15 protein-coding genes are annotated in these 15,672 nt (G+C 72.1%); 10 read left to right on the top strand and 5 right to left on the bottom strand.

The genetic code is table 11. From position 1 onward, the window contains the following. Positions 1-14: 14 nt before the first annotated feature. The gene (locus tag BV907_RS14035; protein WP_077490361.1) at positions 15-1,205 is read right to left on the bottom strand and encodes an ROK family transcriptional regulator; all 1,191 of its coding nucleotides are present in this window, start codon (positions 1,203-1,205) and stop codon (positions 15-17) included. Positions 1,206-1,310: 105 nt separating this feature from the next. Between BV907_RS14035 and BV907_RS14030 the strand changes: the two genes are divergently transcribed. Next, positions 1,311-1,835, top strand: a complete 525-nt coding sequence (locus BV907_RS14030; RefSeq protein ID WP_077490360.1) for a gamma carbonic anhydrase family protein — start codon at positions 1,311-1,313, stop codon at positions 1,833-1,835. Between the two features lie 528 nt (positions 1,836-2,363). On the opposite strand, the gene purU is transcribed toward BV907_RS14030, so the two are convergent. Further along, positions 2,364-3,212, bottom strand: a complete 849-nt coding sequence (purU, locus tag BV907_RS14025) for a formyltetrahydrofolate deformylase (RefSeq protein ID WP_077490359.1) — start codon at positions 3,210-3,212, stop codon at positions 2,364-2,366. Positions 3,213-3,217: 5 nt separating this feature from the next. Further along, complete coding sequence (locus BV907_RS14020) at positions 3,218-4,321, bottom strand: FAD-dependent oxidoreductase (protein WP_245827986.1); 1,104 nt, start codon at positions 4,319-4,321, stop codon at positions 3,218-3,220. A gap of 325 nt (positions 4,322-4,646) precedes the next feature. Between BV907_RS14020 and glyA the strand changes: the two genes are divergently transcribed. Both glyA and BV907_RS14010 read left to right on the top strand, forming a co-directional pair. After that, positions 4,647-5,939, top strand: coding sequence for a serine hydroxymethyltransferase (gene glyA / locus BV907_RS14015; protein WP_077490358.1), 1,293 nt, complete (start codon positions 4,647-4,649; stop codon positions 5,937-5,939). Between the two features lie 8 nt (positions 5,940-5,947). Next, on the top strand, positions 5,948-6,853 hold the full coding sequence (locus tag BV907_RS14010; RefSeq protein WP_077490357.1) for a bifunctional methylenetetrahydrofolate dehydrogenase/methenyltetrahydrofolate cyclohydrolase: 906 nt from the start codon (positions 5,948-5,950) through the stop codon (positions 6,851-6,853). Between the two features lie 82 nt (positions 6,854-6,935). Here the strand turns inward: BV907_RS14010 and BV907_RS14005 are convergent, their stop codons facing one another. Continuing rightward, positions 6,936-7,385: a CHRD domain-containing protein gene (locus BV907_RS14005; RefSeq protein WP_077490356.1), complete on the bottom strand. Its 450-nt coding sequence runs from the start codon at positions 7,383-7,385 to the stop codon at positions 6,936-6,938. A 322-nt stretch (positions 7,386-7,707) separates the two neighbouring features. On the opposite strand from BV907_RS14005, the gene BV907_RS14000 reads away from it, so the two are divergent. From BV907_RS14000 to BV907_RS13990, 3 genes are all read left to right on the top strand, one after another. Further along, positions 7,708-8,853, top strand: coding sequence for a sensor histidine kinase (locus BV907_RS14000; protein ID WP_077490355.1), 1,146 nt, complete (start codon positions 7,708-7,710; stop codon positions 8,851-8,853). Then, positions 8,850-9,518 (top strand): response regulator, encoded by a 669-nt coding sequence (locus tag BV907_RS13995; RefSeq protein WP_077490354.1) that lies wholly within the window; start codon positions 8,850-8,852, stop codon positions 9,516-9,518. The genes BV907_RS14000 and BV907_RS13995 overlap by 4 nt, the downstream gene beginning before the upstream one ends. A gap of 144 nt (positions 9,519-9,662) precedes the next feature. Further along, positions 9,663-9,947, top strand: coding sequence for an SHOCT domain-containing protein (locus BV907_RS13990; RefSeq protein ID WP_077490353.1), 285 nt, complete (start codon positions 9,663-9,665; stop codon positions 9,945-9,947). A 282-nt stretch (positions 9,948-10,229) separates the two neighbouring features. On the opposite strand, the gene BV907_RS13985 is transcribed toward BV907_RS13990, so the two are convergent. After that, positions 10,230-11,630, bottom strand: a complete 1,401-nt coding sequence (locus tag BV907_RS13985) for an MFS transporter (protein WP_077490352.1) — start codon at positions 11,628-11,630, stop codon at positions 10,230-10,232. A gap of 226 nt (positions 11,631-11,856) precedes the next feature. On the opposite strand from BV907_RS13985, the gene BV907_RS13980 reads away from it, so the two are divergent. Genes BV907_RS13980 through BV907_RS13965 form a run of 4 tightly spaced genes read left to right on the top strand, consistent with a single transcriptional unit; the run spans position 11,857 to position 15,474 of the window. Next, positions 11,857-12,774, top strand: coding sequence for a LysR family transcriptional regulator (locus BV907_RS13980; protein WP_077490351.1), 918 nt, complete (start codon positions 11,857-11,859; stop codon positions 12,772-12,774). Positions 12,775-12,818: 44 nt separating this feature from the next. After that, positions 12,819-13,796: an ABC transporter ATP-binding protein gene (locus BV907_RS13975; RefSeq protein WP_077490350.1), complete on the top strand. Its 978-nt coding sequence runs from the start codon at positions 12,819-12,821 to the stop codon at positions 13,794-13,796. Positions 13,797-13,804: 8 nt separating this feature from the next. Next, on the top strand, positions 13,805-14,647 hold the full coding sequence (locus BV907_RS13970; protein ID WP_245827985.1) for an ABC transporter permease: 843 nt from the start codon (positions 13,805-13,807) through the stop codon (positions 14,645-14,647). Further along, positions 14,644-15,474: an ABC transporter permease gene (locus BV907_RS13965; protein ID WP_077490349.1), complete on the top strand. Its 831-nt coding sequence runs from the start codon at positions 14,644-14,646 to the stop codon at positions 15,472-15,474. Before BV907_RS13970 ends, BV907_RS13965 begins: the two co-directional genes overlap by 4 nt. Positions 15,475-15,672 lie beyond the last annotated feature (198 nt).

Below are 15,672 nucleotides of genomic sequence, written 5' to 3'. Positions count from 1 at the left end.
CGCCCCCGCCGGGGTCAGCCGTGGTGGGCAATGTCGGCGTGTTGGAAGACCAGGGCCGCAGCCCCGAGGACCTCGGCGCGGGTGCCGAGGGCGGACATGGCGAGGGTCGTGGTCTCGCCGATGAGGGGCACGGCATGCCTCAGGAGGCCGCGCCGCACGGGCTCGAGGAGGATCTCTCCGAGCTCGGCGAGCGGGCCGCCGACCACGATGACCTCGGGGTTGATGAGATTCGCGACGTTGCCCAGCGCGCGCCCGACGGCGTGCCCGGCGTCGTCGATCACGCGCAGGACGGCGGGGTTCCGCGCGAGCGCCCGGCGAACGATCTCGTCCGGAGTCAGTGGCTCGGCCTCGCCCCGGCTGAGCAGCTCCGCCATGGTCGTGGTCGAGGCGATGGTCTCGAGGCAGCCCCGGTTGCCGCAGCGGCACACGTGGCCGTGCTCGACGATCGTCGCGTGGCCGATCTCGCCGGTGACGCCGACGTGGCCGTAGAACGGCACGCCGCCGAGGATGAGGCCCGCGCCGATGCCCGAGCCGATCTTGACGAACATGAGGTTCTCGACGCCGCTGTGCGGGCCCCAGGTGACCTCGCTGAGCGCGCCCAGATTGGCGTCGTTGTCGACAAAGACGGGCAGCCCGAGGTGTTCCTCGAGGCGGTCGAGGATCTGGAAGCCGACCCATTCGGGCAGGATCGCGCCCTGGGCTACGGTGCCGGTGCGGTGGTCGATCGGGCCCGGGATCCCCGCGCCCACGCCCACGACGTCGGCCCGTCGCACCTCCGCCTCGGCGAGCAGCGAGTCGAGCACGTCGACGGCCGCCGAGATGCTCACGTCCGCTCGATGGCCGAGGGGGAGCGTGATGCTCTCCTCCGCGAGGACCTCGTACGCGAGGTTCGCGAGCACGACGCGCAGGTGGCGCCGGCCGAAGTCGATGCCCACGGCGACGGCGGAGTTGCTGTTGAGGCGCACGCTCAGCGCGCGCCGCCCCGAGCTGGTCGTCGGCTCGGTCGCGACGATGTCGGCGTCGAGCAGGACCTTGACGATGTTGGACACGGTCGCCGTGGAGAGGCCGGTCTGACGGGCGAGCTCGGCCTGGGTCGCGGGCCCCGCCATGAGCGCCTCGACAATGCGCTGCTCGTTGAGCCGTCGGAGCGCGGACTGCGAGCCCGGATTGGCGGCGCTCGTCGTCGAGCGCAAGGTGGAGACCATGCGACTTAGCTTCCTCTCGAAGGCCCTTGTCGTCAAGAAATGAACGCAAACCGGGCGGGGGGCGCTCCGCGAGGCGGCCGGGGAGGAAAGGCTTAGTCTTGGCCCATGAGCCCAGTCATCGAGTTCGGGGGCAGAGCGCCCGACATCCACCCGAGCGCCTTCGTCGCCCCGACAGCGTCCATCATCGGCGACGCGCACCTAGCCGAGCGCTCGAGTGCCTTCTACGGCGTCTCCGTCCGCGCCGACACGGCGACCATCATCGTCGGCGCCGGAACCAACCTCCAGGACAACGTGGTGCTCCACGCGGACGAGGGCTTTCCGTGCACCGTCGGGGCGGGCGTGTCGGTCGGCCACAACGCCGTGGTCCACGGCTGCACGGTCGAGGACGACGTCCTGATCGGCATGGGCGCGACGGTCATGAACGGCGCCGTGATCGGCCGGGGCTCGCTCGTCGCCGCGGGAGCCGTCGTCCTCGAGGGCACCGTCGTGCCGCCGCGCTCGCTCGTTGCCGGCGTGCCCGCCAAGGTCCGGCGCGAGCTCACCGACGAGGAGGTCGCCGGCGTCCACCGCAACGCCTCGCACTACGTCGACCTCGCGCGGGCGCACCGCAAGGCCAACGCCACGCACTGACCCGCCCCACCTCCATCGCCGAGATGGGGGGATGTGGCGCCGAGATGGGGGGATGTGGCGCCGAGATGGGGGGATGTGGCGCCGAGATGGGGGATGTGGCGCCGAGATGGGGGGATGTGGCGCCGAGATGGGGGGATGTGGCGCCGAGATCGGGGGATGTGGCGCCGAGATCGGGGCATAGAACGCCGAAATGGGGCCCTGGGATTGCCGACGCCAAGACGGGGTCCATGGCCAGGTAGCTCATCCATGCCCCGTGCACGACGTCGGTCACCGGGCTTCGGGGTTAGCTCATCCCACGGCTGGCGGGCAGGATGCATAGCTCCTCGGCGTCGGCGCAGTACGAAAGCCCCGATGTCGGCGTCGTACGCCCCCATCTCGGCGTCATGCGCCCCCATCTCGGCGTCGAACGCCCCCATCTCGGCGTCATGCGCCCCCATTTCGGCGGCACACGCCCCCACTTCGGCGATCTATCCCCCCATCTCGGCGGCAGGTCACCCCATCTCGGCGCCACACGCCCCCATCTCGGCGTCAGTCGAAGACGACCGTCCGGTGCCCGTCGAGGAGGACCCGGTGCTCGGCATGCCACTGGACGGCGCGGCACAGGGTCCGCCCCTCGACGTCGCGGCCCAGCCGGACGAACTGCTCGGGGGTCTTCGCGTGGTCCACGCGGATGACCTCCTGCTCGATGATCGGCCCCTCGTCGAGCGCCGCGGTGACGTAGTGCGCCGTCGCCCCGATGATCTTGACCCCGCGCGCGTGGGCCTGGTGGTACGGCTTGGCCCCCTTGAACGACGGCAGGAACGAGTGGTGGATGTTGATCGCGCGGCCCTCGAGCGCCCGGCACAGGTCGTCCGAGAGGACCTGCATGTAGCGCGCGAGCACGACGAGCTCGACCCCGTGCTCCTCGACGAGCGCGAGGAGCTTGGCCTCGGCCTCCGCCTTCGTCTCGGGCGTGACGGGCAGGTGCACGAACGGCACGCCGTAGAACTCGGCCATCGGCGCGAGGTCGGGATGGTTCGAGACGACGACGGGCACCTCGATGGGCAGCGTGCCGGTGCGCTGCTGGAACAGCAGGTCGTTGAGCGTGCGGCCGTCCTTCGAGCACATGATGAGCGTGCGCACGGGCTCGCCGCCGTTGTAGAGGCCCAGCTTCATCGAGAAGGCCTCCGCGACCGGCGCCAGCGAGGCCTCGAGGGCGGGGCGCTCGGACGCGGTCTCGACCGTGACCCGCATGAAGAAGGTCCCCGTGTCGGGGCTCTCGTACTGGCGCGACTCTGCGATGTTGCACCCGGCCTCGAGCAGCGCTCCCGACACGGCGTGGACGATCCCGGGCCGGTCGGGGCAGGAGAGGGTCACGATGAAGGTGTTGCGTTCCACGCGTCCTAGGGTACCGAGGCGAGCCGCGCGTCCCGCCCTGCGCCCGCGAGGAATCGCGTCGCCGCCACCGCGGCGGCCCGGCCGGCCCTCGTGGCCCCGACGGTCGAGGCCGAGGCGCCATACCCGACGAGGAAGAGGCGCGGCTCCCGCACAGCCGAGACGCCGTCGTCGCCCATCATGACCCCGCCGCCGGGCTCGCGCAGGCGGAGGGGCGCGAGATGGCTGAGCGAGGCCCGGAAGCCCGTGGCCCACAGGATCGCGTCGAGCGCGAGCTCGGTCCCGTCCGCGAGGACGGCGCCCGTGGGCGTGAGCCGGGCCAGCGGGCCGCGCGAGACGAGGACGCCGGCCTCGATGCCCGCGCGGTACTGCTCGGTGAGCGGCAGGCCCGTCGCGGCAACCACGGACAGCGGCGGGAGCCCCGCGCGCGTCCGCTCGCCGACCCGGCGTTCGACGTCGATGCCCCAGTCCGCGTCGAAGGGCGCCGCGGTGAAGTCGGGGGCCCGGCGCGTGGACCAGGCGGTCCGGGCGCCGGCGGCGTCGAGCTGGAGCAGGAACTGCAGCGCGCTCGTCCCGCCGCCGACGACGAGCACGCGCTGCCCGCGGAACTCCTCGGCCGAGACGAAGTCGTGCGTGTGCAGCTGCCGCCCGCGGAACAGCCGCTGGCCCGGATAGGACGGCCAGTGCGGACGGTCCCAGGTGCCGGCGGCGGAGATGACGGTCTCAGCCAGCCATTCGCGGCCGTCGCCCGCGCGTACGAGGAGGGGCCGGCGTCGTGGCGCCTCCGCGTGCGAGACCGAGGAGACCCGGACCGGGCGGATGACCGGGATCCCGAGCTCGCGCTCGTACGCCCCGTAGTAGCGGCTCACGACGGCGGAGGCGGGCTCGCGCGGCTCCGGCGCCTCGAGCGGGAGGCCGGGGAGGGGGTGGAGGCCGTGCGCGGCGTCGAAGGTCAGCGAGTCCCAGCGGTGCCGCCACGCGCCGCCCGGGCCGGCGTTGGCGTCGAGGACCACCACGTCCGACCACGGCGCAAGGCCCCGGCGGGCGAGCCAGTATGCGGCGCTGAGGCCCGCCTGCCCCGCGCCGACCACGACCGTCCTGAGTGCCTCCACCGGGCCTCCCCTTCCGCTTCCTTTGATGCGTCAACTATTCTCGTCAACCGGACGGGGGCCTTCCGTGTTCCCGGGCGGCCGGTAGACTGGCCGGGTCGCGACTGGCGTTGGGTGGGTCACCACCGGGGAGCGGCACCGCGCGGCACCGCTGGCCCGGGGATCCTCCGGGGCGGGAGGTGCGGCGCGCACGGGACACCGCGGATCGTACGCCTGGGCCGAGGGGTCGATCAGCGCCGCGCCTTCACGCTCCGCCATGCAGTACCGGCGGGCGGGATGGGCCGGTAGCCTGACCAGTAGCCTCCCGCCACCTGCAACAGGAGATCCCGTGAGCCCCACCACTCCCACAGTGTCCGCTGTCAGCAACCTCCCGCTCGCCGAGGTCGATCCCGAGATCGCCGCCGTCCTGGACCAGGAGCTCGGCCGGCAGCGCAACACCCTCGAGATGATCGCGTCCGAGAACTTCGCCCCCCGCGCCGTCATGGAGGCCCAGGGCTCGGTCCTGACCAACAAGTACGCCGAGGGCTACCCCGGCAAGCGCTACTACGGCGGCTGCGAGTACGTCGACGTGGCCGAGAGCCTCGCGATCGAGCGGGTCAAGGCCCTCTTCGGCGCCGAGTACGCCAACGTCCAGCCGCACTCCGGCGCCCAGGCCAACGCCGCGACCCTCGCCGCCCTCATCAACCCGGGCGACAAGATCCTCGGCCTCTCGCTCGCGCACGGCGGCCACCTCACGCACGGCATGAAGCTCAACTTCTCCGGCAAGCTCTACCAGGTCGCCGCGTACCAGGTCGAGGAGGACACGTTCCGCGTCGACATGGACAAGCTGCGCGAGCAGGCCCTCGCCGAGCGCCCGAACGTCATCATCGCCGGCTGGTCCGCGTACCCGCGCCACCTCGACTTCGCGGCGTTCCGCTCGATCGCCGACGAGGTCGGCGCCTATCTGTGGACGGACATGGCGCACTTCGCCGGCCTCGTCGCCGCGGGCCTGCACCCCTCCCCGGTCCCGCACTCGCACGTCGTGACCTCCACGGTGCACAAGACCCTCGCGGGCCCGCGCTCCGGCGTGATCCTCGCGAAGGAGGAGTTCGGCAAGAAGCTCAACTCCAACGTCTTCCCGGGCCAGCAGGGCGGCCCGCTCATGCACGTCATCGCCGCGAAGGCCGTGGCCTTCAAGATCGCCGGCTCCGAGGAGTTCAAGGAGCGCCAGGAGCGCGTCCTCGAGGGCGCCAGGATCATCGCCGACCGCCTCAACCAGCAGGACGTCGCCGACGCCGGCGTCTCCGTCCTCACCGGCGGCACCGACGTGCACCTCGTGCTCGTGGACCTGCGCAACTCGCAGCTCGACGGCCAGCAGGCCGAGGACCTCCTCCACGAGGTCGGCATCACCGTCAACCGCAACGCCGTCCCGTTCGACCCGCGCCCGCCGATGGTCACCTCGGGCCTGCGCATCGGCACGCCGGCCCTCGCGACCCGCGGCTTCGGCGCGGCCGAGTTCACGGAGGTCGCCGACATCATCGCGACCGCCCTCAAGGGCAGCGCCGACCGTGACGCGCTGCGCGCACGCGTCGACAAGCTCGCCAACGACTTCCCCCTCTACCCGGGGCACGAGGAGTGGTGAGCGGACTGATGGCCGAGCGCACCTCGAGCAAGGCAGTCGTCCTCGACGGGAGGGCAGCCTCCGCTGCCATCAAGGCCGAGCTCGCCGAACGGGTCGAGGCCCTCAAGGCCAAGGGCGTCACGCCGGGCATCGCGACCGTGCTCGTCGGGGCCGACCCGGCCTCGCAGCTGTACGTCGGCATGAAGCACAAGCAGTCCAAGGCGATCGGGATGAACTCGATCCAGAAGGAGCTGCCCGCGGACGCGACGCAGGAGCAGGTCGAGGCCGTCATCGACGAGCTCAACGAAGACCCGGCCTGCCACGGGTACATCGTCCAGCTGCCGCTGCCGAAGCACCTCGACACGGACGCGATCCTCGAGCGCATCGACCCGGCGAAGGACGCTGACGGGCTGCACCCGACCAACCTCGGCAAGCTCGTGCTCAACGTCAACAAGCCCATCGAGTCGCCGCTGCCGTGCACGCCCCGCGGCGTCATCGAGCTGCTTGAGCGCAATGGCTACGACCTGAACGGCAAGCATGTGGTCGTCGTCGGCCGCGGCGTGACGATCGGCCGCCCGATGCCGCTGCTGCTCACGCGGCGGGACGTCAATGCGACGGTGACGATCACGCACACGGGCACGAAGGACGCGTCCAAGCACCTGCGCGAGGCGGACGTCATCGTCGCGGCCGCGGGCGTCAAGCACGTCGTCAGGGCGGAGGACGTCAAGCCCGGTGCCGCCGTACTCGACGTCGGCGTGACGCGCGAGGACGACCCGGAGGGTGGGCGCCCGCTCGTGTTCGGCGACGTCGACCCGGCCGTGGCCGAGGTTGCGGGCTACCTCTCGCCCAACCCGGGCGGCGTGGGACCCATGACGGTTGCGCTGCTCATGACCAACGTGGTCGAGGCGGCCGAGCGCGCCGCGGCCCAGGCCTAGCCGCAGCGCCTCCTCCGCCAGGCGAAGGGCGACGGCGGCACCCACCCGGGTGCCGCCGTCGCCCTTTCGCATCTGCCGGGCGCTACTTGAGCTGCCCGCGGATCTCCCCACCGGGGAAGGTCGGCGTGTGGACGTTGACGTAGTAGTCGCGCGGGTTCTCGGCGATCGCGGCGAGCAGGTCCGCGTCGGTCACCGTGGCGCATGCGGTCTCGGTCCAGCTCGTCCCGGAGCCGACAGTGAGCGGCACGACGACGTCGCCGGCCACGTTCCGCGGGGCGACGTGGATGTGCGCCGCCGTCGCCGCGACGGACAGGTCGCGCGCCTCGAGGGTGTAGCACAGCTGGTCGCCGGCGATCGTGTAGCTGAAGAAGCCCGAGGCGCCGGTGTCCGAGCCGGGGACCTCCTGCCCGGTATTGAGTGGGATGGCGGGGATGCCGCCCGAGACGGCGAGCGCCGGCGCGGAGGCTCCGGCGAGTGCGAGGATGGCGGTGGAGACGGCGATGGCTCTCCAGCGGGAAGGGTTCAGGCGCATGGTGCACTCCTCGGGTGACGGGCACGCGGATGGTCCGCGTGGAGCCCACGGTACGCCGGGCGCGGGGCCCCGAGAAGTCCGCGTGCGCCGTCGCCCGCCCTCTGGTTTCGGGTACGCATCTCGCCGCGATATGGGCATTCCGGGTGCACGCCGGCCGACCGGCATGCACCCGGAATGCGGATTCGGCAACGAGATGCGTACCCGGAACCGAGGGGGTGGTGGCGGCACCGGGAGCCGCCTACTCCAGCGGGAGTACGCGGCGGACGGCGCGGTGCGCCGCGCGGGCGACGACGCCCGGCACCGGCGCGCGTAGGCTCGCCTCATGCGGTTGCAGAGCGAGCGGCGCGCCGGCGCCCGGTGGCGGGTGCCGCTGCCGTTCGCGGTCGCCGGCGCCGTCGTGCTCTCGGCGATCCAGCTCGCCGGGACCCACGGCGCCGCCTTCCGCCAGCCCGAGGCGCGCCCGCTCGACGCGTTCGGCATCGCCCTCCTCGTGGCCGGCCCGGCCCTCCTCGTGGCCCTGCGCTGGCGTCCGGGCCAGGCCGCCTCGGCCGTCGTCGCCCTGACGATCGGCTACTTCGCGGCGGGGTACCCCTGGGGACCCGTGCTCGTGGCGCCCGCGATCGGCCTCGTCCTCGCGACGGCGGCCGGGGCGCGCCGCTGGACCTGGCCCGCCGGCGCGGCCTTCGCCGCCGCGGCTGTCGTCTGGGCCCTCGTGGCGGGGGAGTGGGTGCGGGCCGGGGCGGCCGTGGCGTGGACCGCCGTCGTCCTCCTGGTCGGCGAGGGCCTGCGGGTCCGCCGGGAGCGCTTCGCCGCCCGCCGCCGCGAGTGGGAGGCGAGCCGCCGCGAGGCCCGCGACCAGGAGCGGCTCGAGCTCGCGCGGGACATCCATGACGTCGTCGCGCACTCCCTCTCGCTCATCAACGTCCGCGCGAGCGTGGCCCTGCATCTGGCCGAGCGCAGGCCCGAGGAGCTCAGGCCGGCCCTCGAGGCCATCAAGCTCGCGAGCCACGAGGCCCTCGGCGAGGTCCGCGAGCTGCTCGGCGTCCTCCGCCAGGACGCGCCCACCACGCCGGGGGATCCACTCGAGCGGCTCCCATCCCTCGTCGACGACGCGCGCGGGGCCGGGCTTGCCGTGACGTTCGACGCCCGCATCGACCCGCCGCCGTCGTCGGCTCTGGCGCGGATCGCCTACAGGGTGGTGCAGGAGGCGCTCACGAACGCCGTCCGGCACGCGGGGGCCAGACGGGTGCACGTGCGTCTCGCACGCGAGGGCGGCCTGATCGCCGTCGAGGTGCACGACGACGGCGCGGGCCTCCGCGGCGCCGCGCCGGGGGCGGGGCTGCGCGGGATGCGCGAGCGCGTGGAGGCCGTGGGCGGCAGGCTCACCCTCGTGGACGACGGCGGGCTCCGCGTGCGCGCCGAGCTCCCCGAGGCGGGCGGCGGCTCGGCGCCGGGGGTGACGGCGTGATCCGCATCCTCATCGCCGACGACCAGGCGCTCATCCGGGCGGGCTTCCGGGCGCTGCTGGACGCCGAGCCGGACATGGAGGTCGTGGGCGAGGCCGGTTCCGGGGCGGAGGCGGTGTCCGAGTCGCTCCGGCTCGCCCCCGACGTCGTGCTCATGGACATCCGGATGCCCGGCGGCGACGGGCTCGAGGCCACGCGCCGGATCCTCGAATCCGCGCCGGGCGGGCTGCGCGTCGTCATCCTCACGACCTTCGAGCTCGACGAGTACGTCACGGGCGCGATCCGTGCCGGGGCGAGCGGCTTCCTGGTCAAGGACACCGAGCCGGAGGAGCTCATCCGCGCGGTCCGCGCGGTGCACGACGGCGACGCGATGCTCTCCCCGTCCGTCACCCGCCGCCTCCTCGAGCGGCTCGCCGCGGAGAGGCCAGCGGAGGCCGGGAGGGCCCCGGCCGACGTCGGACTCCTCACCGAGCGCGAGCGGGAGGTCGTGGCGCTCGTCGGGCAGGGGCTCAACAATGCCGAGATCGCGGCCCGGCTCGTCATCACCCCGCTCACGGCGAAGACGCATGTCTCGCGCGCGATGACCAAGCTCGGGCTGCGGGACCGGGCGCAGCTCGTCGTGCTGGCCTACGAATCGGGGCTCGTACGGCCGGGCTGGCTCGCCTGAGGCGCAGCCCCGCATGCTCCCGCGGGAGTAGGCGGCGGCCCGCGAAGTGACTCCCGGCGGCCGACGCGCGGGCCGCGGCCAGCGCGAAGACTGGAGGCAGCGGCTGAAGGCCAGCCGGCATCACAGAGTCTGGGAGACGACGCCATGACTGCAGCACTCATCGCGGCACAGACCGCCGCGGACTACACGGGCCCCTGGGCCGGAGCGTGGGCGGGGCCGTGGTTCCTCCTGATCCCGCTGTTCTGGATCCTCGTGCTCATCCTGTTCTTCGCGCTCGCGCGCCGCTTCTGGTGGGGCCGGCATGCCAGCGAGATGCAGGGCGCGGGCGCCGAGTCGGTGCTCCGGGAGCGCTACGCCCGCGGCGAGATCGACGAGACCGAGTACCGCCAGCGGCTCGAGGTCCTGAGGGCCGACCGCAAGAAGCCCTGACCCCATCCCCGTCTCGGGTACGGATCTCGACGCGTTTCGGGCATTTCGGGTGCACGGCGGCTGGCCCGCGGTGTACCCGAAGGCGGGCGGCGGCCCAGCAGCGGGCGGCTCAGCAGCGGGCGACGGCGGCACCCACCTGGGGTGTCGCCGTCGCCCGTCCTCATCTCGGGTACGCATCTCGACGCGCTTTCGGCCTTTCGGGTGCACGGGGGGCCAACCAGCGTGCACCCGAAATGGCGATTCGGCGACGAGATGCGTACCCGAAAGGATGGCGTCAAAGGGTCAAACGGTGGCCGGGGCCTCGTCCCTGGCGGGGGTGCGGGCCGCGTAGAAGACGGTGGCGCCGACCGCCTGCTCCTCCTCGTGCGCGGGGCCGAGCGGGATGCCGCTGCGGTCCCGCAGGCACAGCACCGCGCCGATGGAGACGAGGGTTGCGACGAGCAGGTAGAGGGACACGGCCGCCGTCGTCCTGGTCGCCTGGAGCAGGGCCTGGGCGATCGTCGGCGCGAAGGCCCCGCCGAGGATCGCGCCGATCGCGTAGGAGATCGAGACCCCCGAGAAGCGCACCGAGGCGGGGAAGATCTCGGAGTACAGCGCTGCCTGGGGCCCGTACGTGAGGCCGAGGCCGATCGAGAGGATGATGAGGCCCGCGTAGAGCCCGGCAAGGGTCGCCGTGTTGATCAGCCAGAAGACCGGGAACAGGACGAGCGCCTGGAGGACGAAGCCGACGAGGTACGTCTTCTTCCGGCCGATCGCATCGGACAGGATCCCCGCCGCGAGGGTCGAGACCAGCCACGCGGCCGAGCCGACCGTGGCGGCCACGAGGACGGCGGTCCGGTCCATCGCGAGCCCGTTGGTCGCGTAGCCCTGGATGAAGCCGCCGGTGGTCATGTAGCCCGCCGCATTGTTGCCCACGAAGACGAGGGCCGCGAGGGCCACCAGGTGCCAGTGACGGCGGAACAGCGCCACGATCGGGACCTTGGTCTGCTGGCCGCGCTCGGCGATCTCTACGAAGACGGGGCTCTCGTCGACCGAGCGGCGCACGAAGTAGCCCACGCCGATGAGCACGATGCTCACGATGAACGGCACGCGCCAGCCCCACTCGAGGAAGGCCGCACCGGGCGAGATGACCCCGGTCATGAGCGCCATGACGCCTGAGGCGAGGAGCATGCCGAGCGGGACGCCGAGCTGCGGGTAGGAGCCCGCGCGGCCCCGGCGGTCCGCAGGAGCGTGCTCGACGGCCATGAGGACGGCCCCGCCCCATTCGCCGCCGGCGGAGATGCCCTGGATGATGCGCAGGGCAAGCAGGAGGATCGGCGCCGCGACGCCGATCTGGGCGAAGGTGGGCAGGAAGCCGATGAGGGTCGTCGCCGCGCCCATGAGCAGCAGGGTGATGACCAGCATGGCGCGGCGACCGATGACGTCGCCGAAGTGGCCCGCCAGGAACGCCCCGAGGGGGCGGAAGAGGAACGAGAGGCCCACGGTGGCGAACGAGAGCAGCAGGGCGATGTCGCTGCCCGCGGGCTTGAAGAAGAGCTCGGCGAAGACCAGGGCAGCGCCCGTGGCGTAGATGAAGAAGTCGTACCACTCGATCGTCGTGCCGATGATCGTCGCGAAGGCGACCCTTCGCTGATTGGTTGCGCTGGACGCGCTGGATGCGGCGGAGGCGCCGGAAGTGTTCATTGCTCAAGTCCTTGCTGGTCGGCGTCGGCGGCGACGTCGGACTGGGGCGGCTTGTGGCCGCGGGGGCGCGCGGCGGTGCGCTGGTGTCGGGGAGGCGGCGGTACCACCATGGTGGACCCCCATACTTCCTTATGTAAACTTCAGAAATCTGTCAATATAGTTCGAGTCAGCTTAAGTAGAGGCGGGCGGCGGCCTGCCGCGCCGCGACGATGGAAGGCCGAGAACCGTGACCGACGTGACCCTCCGGCAGCTGGAGCTCTTCTCCGCGCTCGCGGACTTCCCCACGATCAGCGCCGCGGCCGACCACCTGCACATCTCCGAGTCCGCCCTCTCGCAGGCGATCACGGCACTCGAGCGCACGGTGGGCGAGCAGCTCTGCGTGCGCCGGAAGGCCCGCGGCCTCCAGCTCACCCCCGCCGGCCAGCACTTCGCCGCCCGCGCGCGCGGGATCCTCGCGGACACGCGCGAGCTCGTGCTCGGGGCCAAGGGCGACGGCGGGGGGCTGCGCGGGCCGGTGAAGCTCGGCTGCTTCGCGAGCTTCGCGAGCGCCGTCGTCCCCGAGATCCTCGACGGCTTCCCGCGGCGGTTCCCGGAGGTCGACGTCGAGATCACCGTGGGCACGCACGACGACCTCCTGCCGGCGCTGCAGTCCGGCCGGCTCGACGTCGCGATCGTCTACGACATGCTCCTGCCGACCGGATACACGCAGCGGGAGATCTTCCCGACCGAGCTCGAGGCCGTGCTGCCCGCGGACCACCCGCTCGCGGCCGGCGACGCCGTCGACCTCGCGGACCTCGCTCCCGAGCCGCTCGTCATGTACGAGTCGAGCCCCAGCACCGCCAACACCCACAGCGTGTTCGCGGCCCGGGGGCTGACGCCGCGCATCGTCGCGAGCGTCCCGCAGGTCATCCTGGTCCAGGCGCTCGTCGCCCGCGGTGTCGGCTACGGCCTGCTCATGTCCCGCCCGAACAGCATCCCCGTGAGCGTCGAGGGGCGCCCGCTCGCCGTGCGGCCGCTCGACCCGCCGGGGATGGGCACGAACGTCGTGGCCATCTGGCCCGAGGAGATGGCGCTCACCCCTCGCGCGGCGGCGCTCGTGGACTTCGCCGTCGAGGCCCTCGGGAGCGCGCCAGCGTCGTTGTGAAAGACTCGTTGCGGAAGGTTCGGGCTCGCGCTAGTGTGCGATGAGTGTCACACCAAGCAGCTCCCTCCCCGAGGGCGCCCGCGGACGACGGGGCGCCGCGCCGACCCGTGATCTCGGCCGAGAACCTCGTCAAGCGGTACGGCGGCTTCGCAGCCGTGGACGGGATCAGCTTCGAGGTCGCGGCGGGGGAGTCCTTCGGCCTCCTCGGGCCGAACGGCGCGGGCAAGTCCACGACGATGCGGATGATCGGCGGCGTCACCCAGCGCACGTCCGGGCGCCTGACGATCATGGGGCTCGACCCCGAGCGCCAGGGCCCCGAGGTGCGGGCGCACCTCGGCGTCGTCCCCCAGCAGGACAACCTCGACGAGGAGCTGCGCGTGCGGGACAACCTCATCGTCTACGGGCGCTACTTCGGCCTGCCGCTGGCCTACCTGCGCCAGCGCGCCGACGAGCTGCTTGCCTTCGCCCAGCTCGAGGAGAAGGCCGCCGCGAAGGTCGACTCGCTCTCGGGGGGCATGAAGCGCCGCCTCACGATCGCCCGCTCGCTCGTCAACGAGCCGAGGATCCTCCTGCTCGACGAGCCCACCACGGGCCTGGACCCGCAGGCCAGGCACATCCTGTGGGACCGGCTGTTCCGGCTCAAGGAACAGGGCGTGACCCTCGTGGTGACGACCCACTACATGGACGAGGCCGAGCAGCTGTGCGACCGCATCATCGTCGTCGACAAGGGCAGGATCATGGCCGAGGGCTCGCCCGCGGCGCTCATCCGGGAGCACTCGAGCCGGGAAGTGCTCGAGGTGCGCTTCGGCGCGGAGCGGAACGCCGCCGTCGTGCGTCGGCTCGAGGACGTGGGCGAGCGGATCGAGGCGCTGCCCGACCGCCTCCTCGTCTACACGGACGACGGCGAGCGCTCGCTCGAGCGCATCCGCGCCAGTGGCCTGCACCCGCTGACTTCCCTCGTGCGGCGGGCATCGCTCGAGGACGTCTTCCTGCGCCTGACGGGACGGTCCCTCGTTGACTGAGGTGCGGGGTGACTGAGGTGGGGGCCGGGCGGCTGCGCGCCCACGGGCCTGAGGTCTCCGCCGCCCGGGCGCGCCGCTGGGGCTCGTTCTACTTCGCCGAGCACCAGCTGCGGTCCATGCGCGCCTACCTGCTCACGATCGTCGTCACCAGCGTCGGCAACCCGCTTCTGTACCTGTTCTCGATGGGCATCGGCCTCGCGGCGATCGTGGACCGGAGAGTCGTCGGCGGGTTCGACGGCGTGGGCTACCTCGCGTACTCCGCGCCCGCGCTGCTCGTCTCGAGCGCCGTCATGACGTGTGCGATCGAGATGATGTTCCCGGTCATGGACGGCTTCAAGTGGCGCCGCATCTACTACGGGCCGCACGTGACCCCGCTCGCCCCACGGCAGCTCGCGGCCGGGCACATCATGGCTGTCGGCGCGCGCCTGGCCGTCCAGTCCGCTGCCTTCTTCCTCATCATGCTCGCGTTCGGCGCCGCCCCGGCCGGGAGTGCGTGGCTTCTGGTCCCGCTCGGCGTCGCGACCGGCATGGCGTTCGGCGCCCCGGTCATGGCATATGCCGCCCGGCTCGAGAAGGAGAACTTCCAATTCTCCTTGATCCAGCGGTTCGTGGTGATGCCCCTGTTCCTCTTCTCCGGGACGTTCTACCCGCTCGAGACGATGCCCGCCGCGATGCAGTGGATCGGGTGGGTCTCGCCGCTGTGGCACGGGAACCAGCTCGGCCGCGCCGTCTCCTATGGCCTCGCCGAACCGCCGTGGCTCGTCGCCGTGCACATCGCGTACCTCGCGCTGCTCGGCGCCGTCGGAATCGCGTGGGCGGGGCGGAACTACACGAGGCGGCTCGGGGCGTGAGCGCGCCCCCGGACGACGCCGGTATCCTCGCCGCGGACACCCGACCCTTCAGCGCGGTCTACGCCCGCAACGCGCGGGCCGTCATCTGGCGCGGCTTCCGGGTCATCCGGAGCCAGAACTGGATCGTGCTCGTCTCGGGATTCTTCGAGCCCGTGTTCTACCTGCTCTCGATGGGGGTCGGCCTCGGCAGCCTCGTGGGCGAGGTGGAGGGGCCGGGCGGGACGCCCATCTCCTACGCCGCGTACATCGCGCCCGCGCTCCTGGCGGTCTCCGCCATGAACGGAGCCATCTACGACTCGACGTGGAACGTGTACTTCAAGATGCACTTCGGCAAGCTCTACCAGGGCATGCTCTACACGTCCCTCGGCCCGCTGGACATCGCCATGGGGGAGATCTTCATGGCCCTGTTCCGCGGGCTCCTCTACGCCGTCGGGTTCACGGGGGTCATGGGGATCATGGGGCTCATCACGACGCCGTGGGCGCTCCTGCTCGTCCCGGCCTCGGTCATGGTCGCCTTCGGCTTCGCGAGCTTCGGGATGGCCGTGACGAGCTACATGAAGACGTTCCAGCAGATGGACCTGATCACTTTCGTCATGCTGCCGATTTTCCTGTTCTCGGCGACGTTCTATCCCCTGTCCGTGTACCCGGAGCCGATCCAGTGGGTCGTCCAGGCCTTCCCGCTGTGGCACGGGGTCGAGCTCATGCGGCAGATCAGCATCGGTGCCTTCACGCCGGCCACCTGGATCCACGTGGGCTACTACGCCGCCATGATCCTCGTGGGCGTCGCCTTCACGACCCGCCGCCTGCGCTCGCTCTTCCTCCGCTGACCCGCCCAGTGATGCCGAGGTGGGGTCCCGTGACCGCGACGTGGGGTGGTGGGGCGCCGAGATGGGGTGGTGGGACGCCGAGATGGGGGTGGTGGGACGCCGAGATGGGGTGGTGGGGCGCCGAGATGGCGGCAGGGACCGATGAGGAAGCCGACGTCCGGGGGTGGAGGAGCCGCCGTCGTCCGCCAGTCCATGCCC

It is taken from the genome of Sinomonas mesophila (genome assembly GCF_001999765.1).
Taxonomy (GTDB): Bacteria; Actinomycetota; Actinomycetes; order Actinomycetales; family Micrococcaceae; genus Sinomonas; species Sinomonas mesophila.
This window is presented reverse-complemented; position numbering and strand designations above follow the sequence as displayed.

Excerpts from the sequence above, each read along its gene's own strand:
- BV907_RS14035 (WP_077490361.1), bottom strand. The coding sequence starts at position 1,205 with ATGGTCTCCACCTTGCGCTCGACGACGAGCGCCGCCAATCCGGGCTCG.
- BV907_RS14030 (WP_077490360.1), top strand. The coding sequence starts at position 1,311 with ATGAGCCCAGTCATCGAGTTCGGGGGCAGAGCGCCCGACATCCACCCG.
- BV907_RS14010 (WP_077490357.1), top strand. The coding sequence starts at position 5,948 with ATGGCCGAGCGCACCTCGAGCAAGGCAGTCGTCCTCGACGGGAGGGCA.
- BV907_RS14005 (WP_077490356.1), bottom strand. The coding sequence starts at position 7,385 with ATGCGCCTGAACCCTTCCCGCTGGAGAGCCATCGCCGTCTCCACCGCC.
- BV907_RS14000 (WP_077490355.1), top strand. The coding sequence starts at position 7,708 with ATGCGGTTGCAGAGCGAGCGGCGCGCCGGCGCCCGGTGGCGGGTGCCG.
- BV907_RS13990 (WP_077490353.1), top strand. The coding sequence starts at position 9,663 with ATGACTGCAGCACTCATCGCGGCACAGACCGCCGCGGACTACACGGGC.
- BV907_RS13985 (WP_077490352.1), bottom strand. The coding sequence starts at position 11,630 with ATGAACACTTCCGGCGCCTCCGCCGCATCCAGCGCGTCCAGCGCAACC.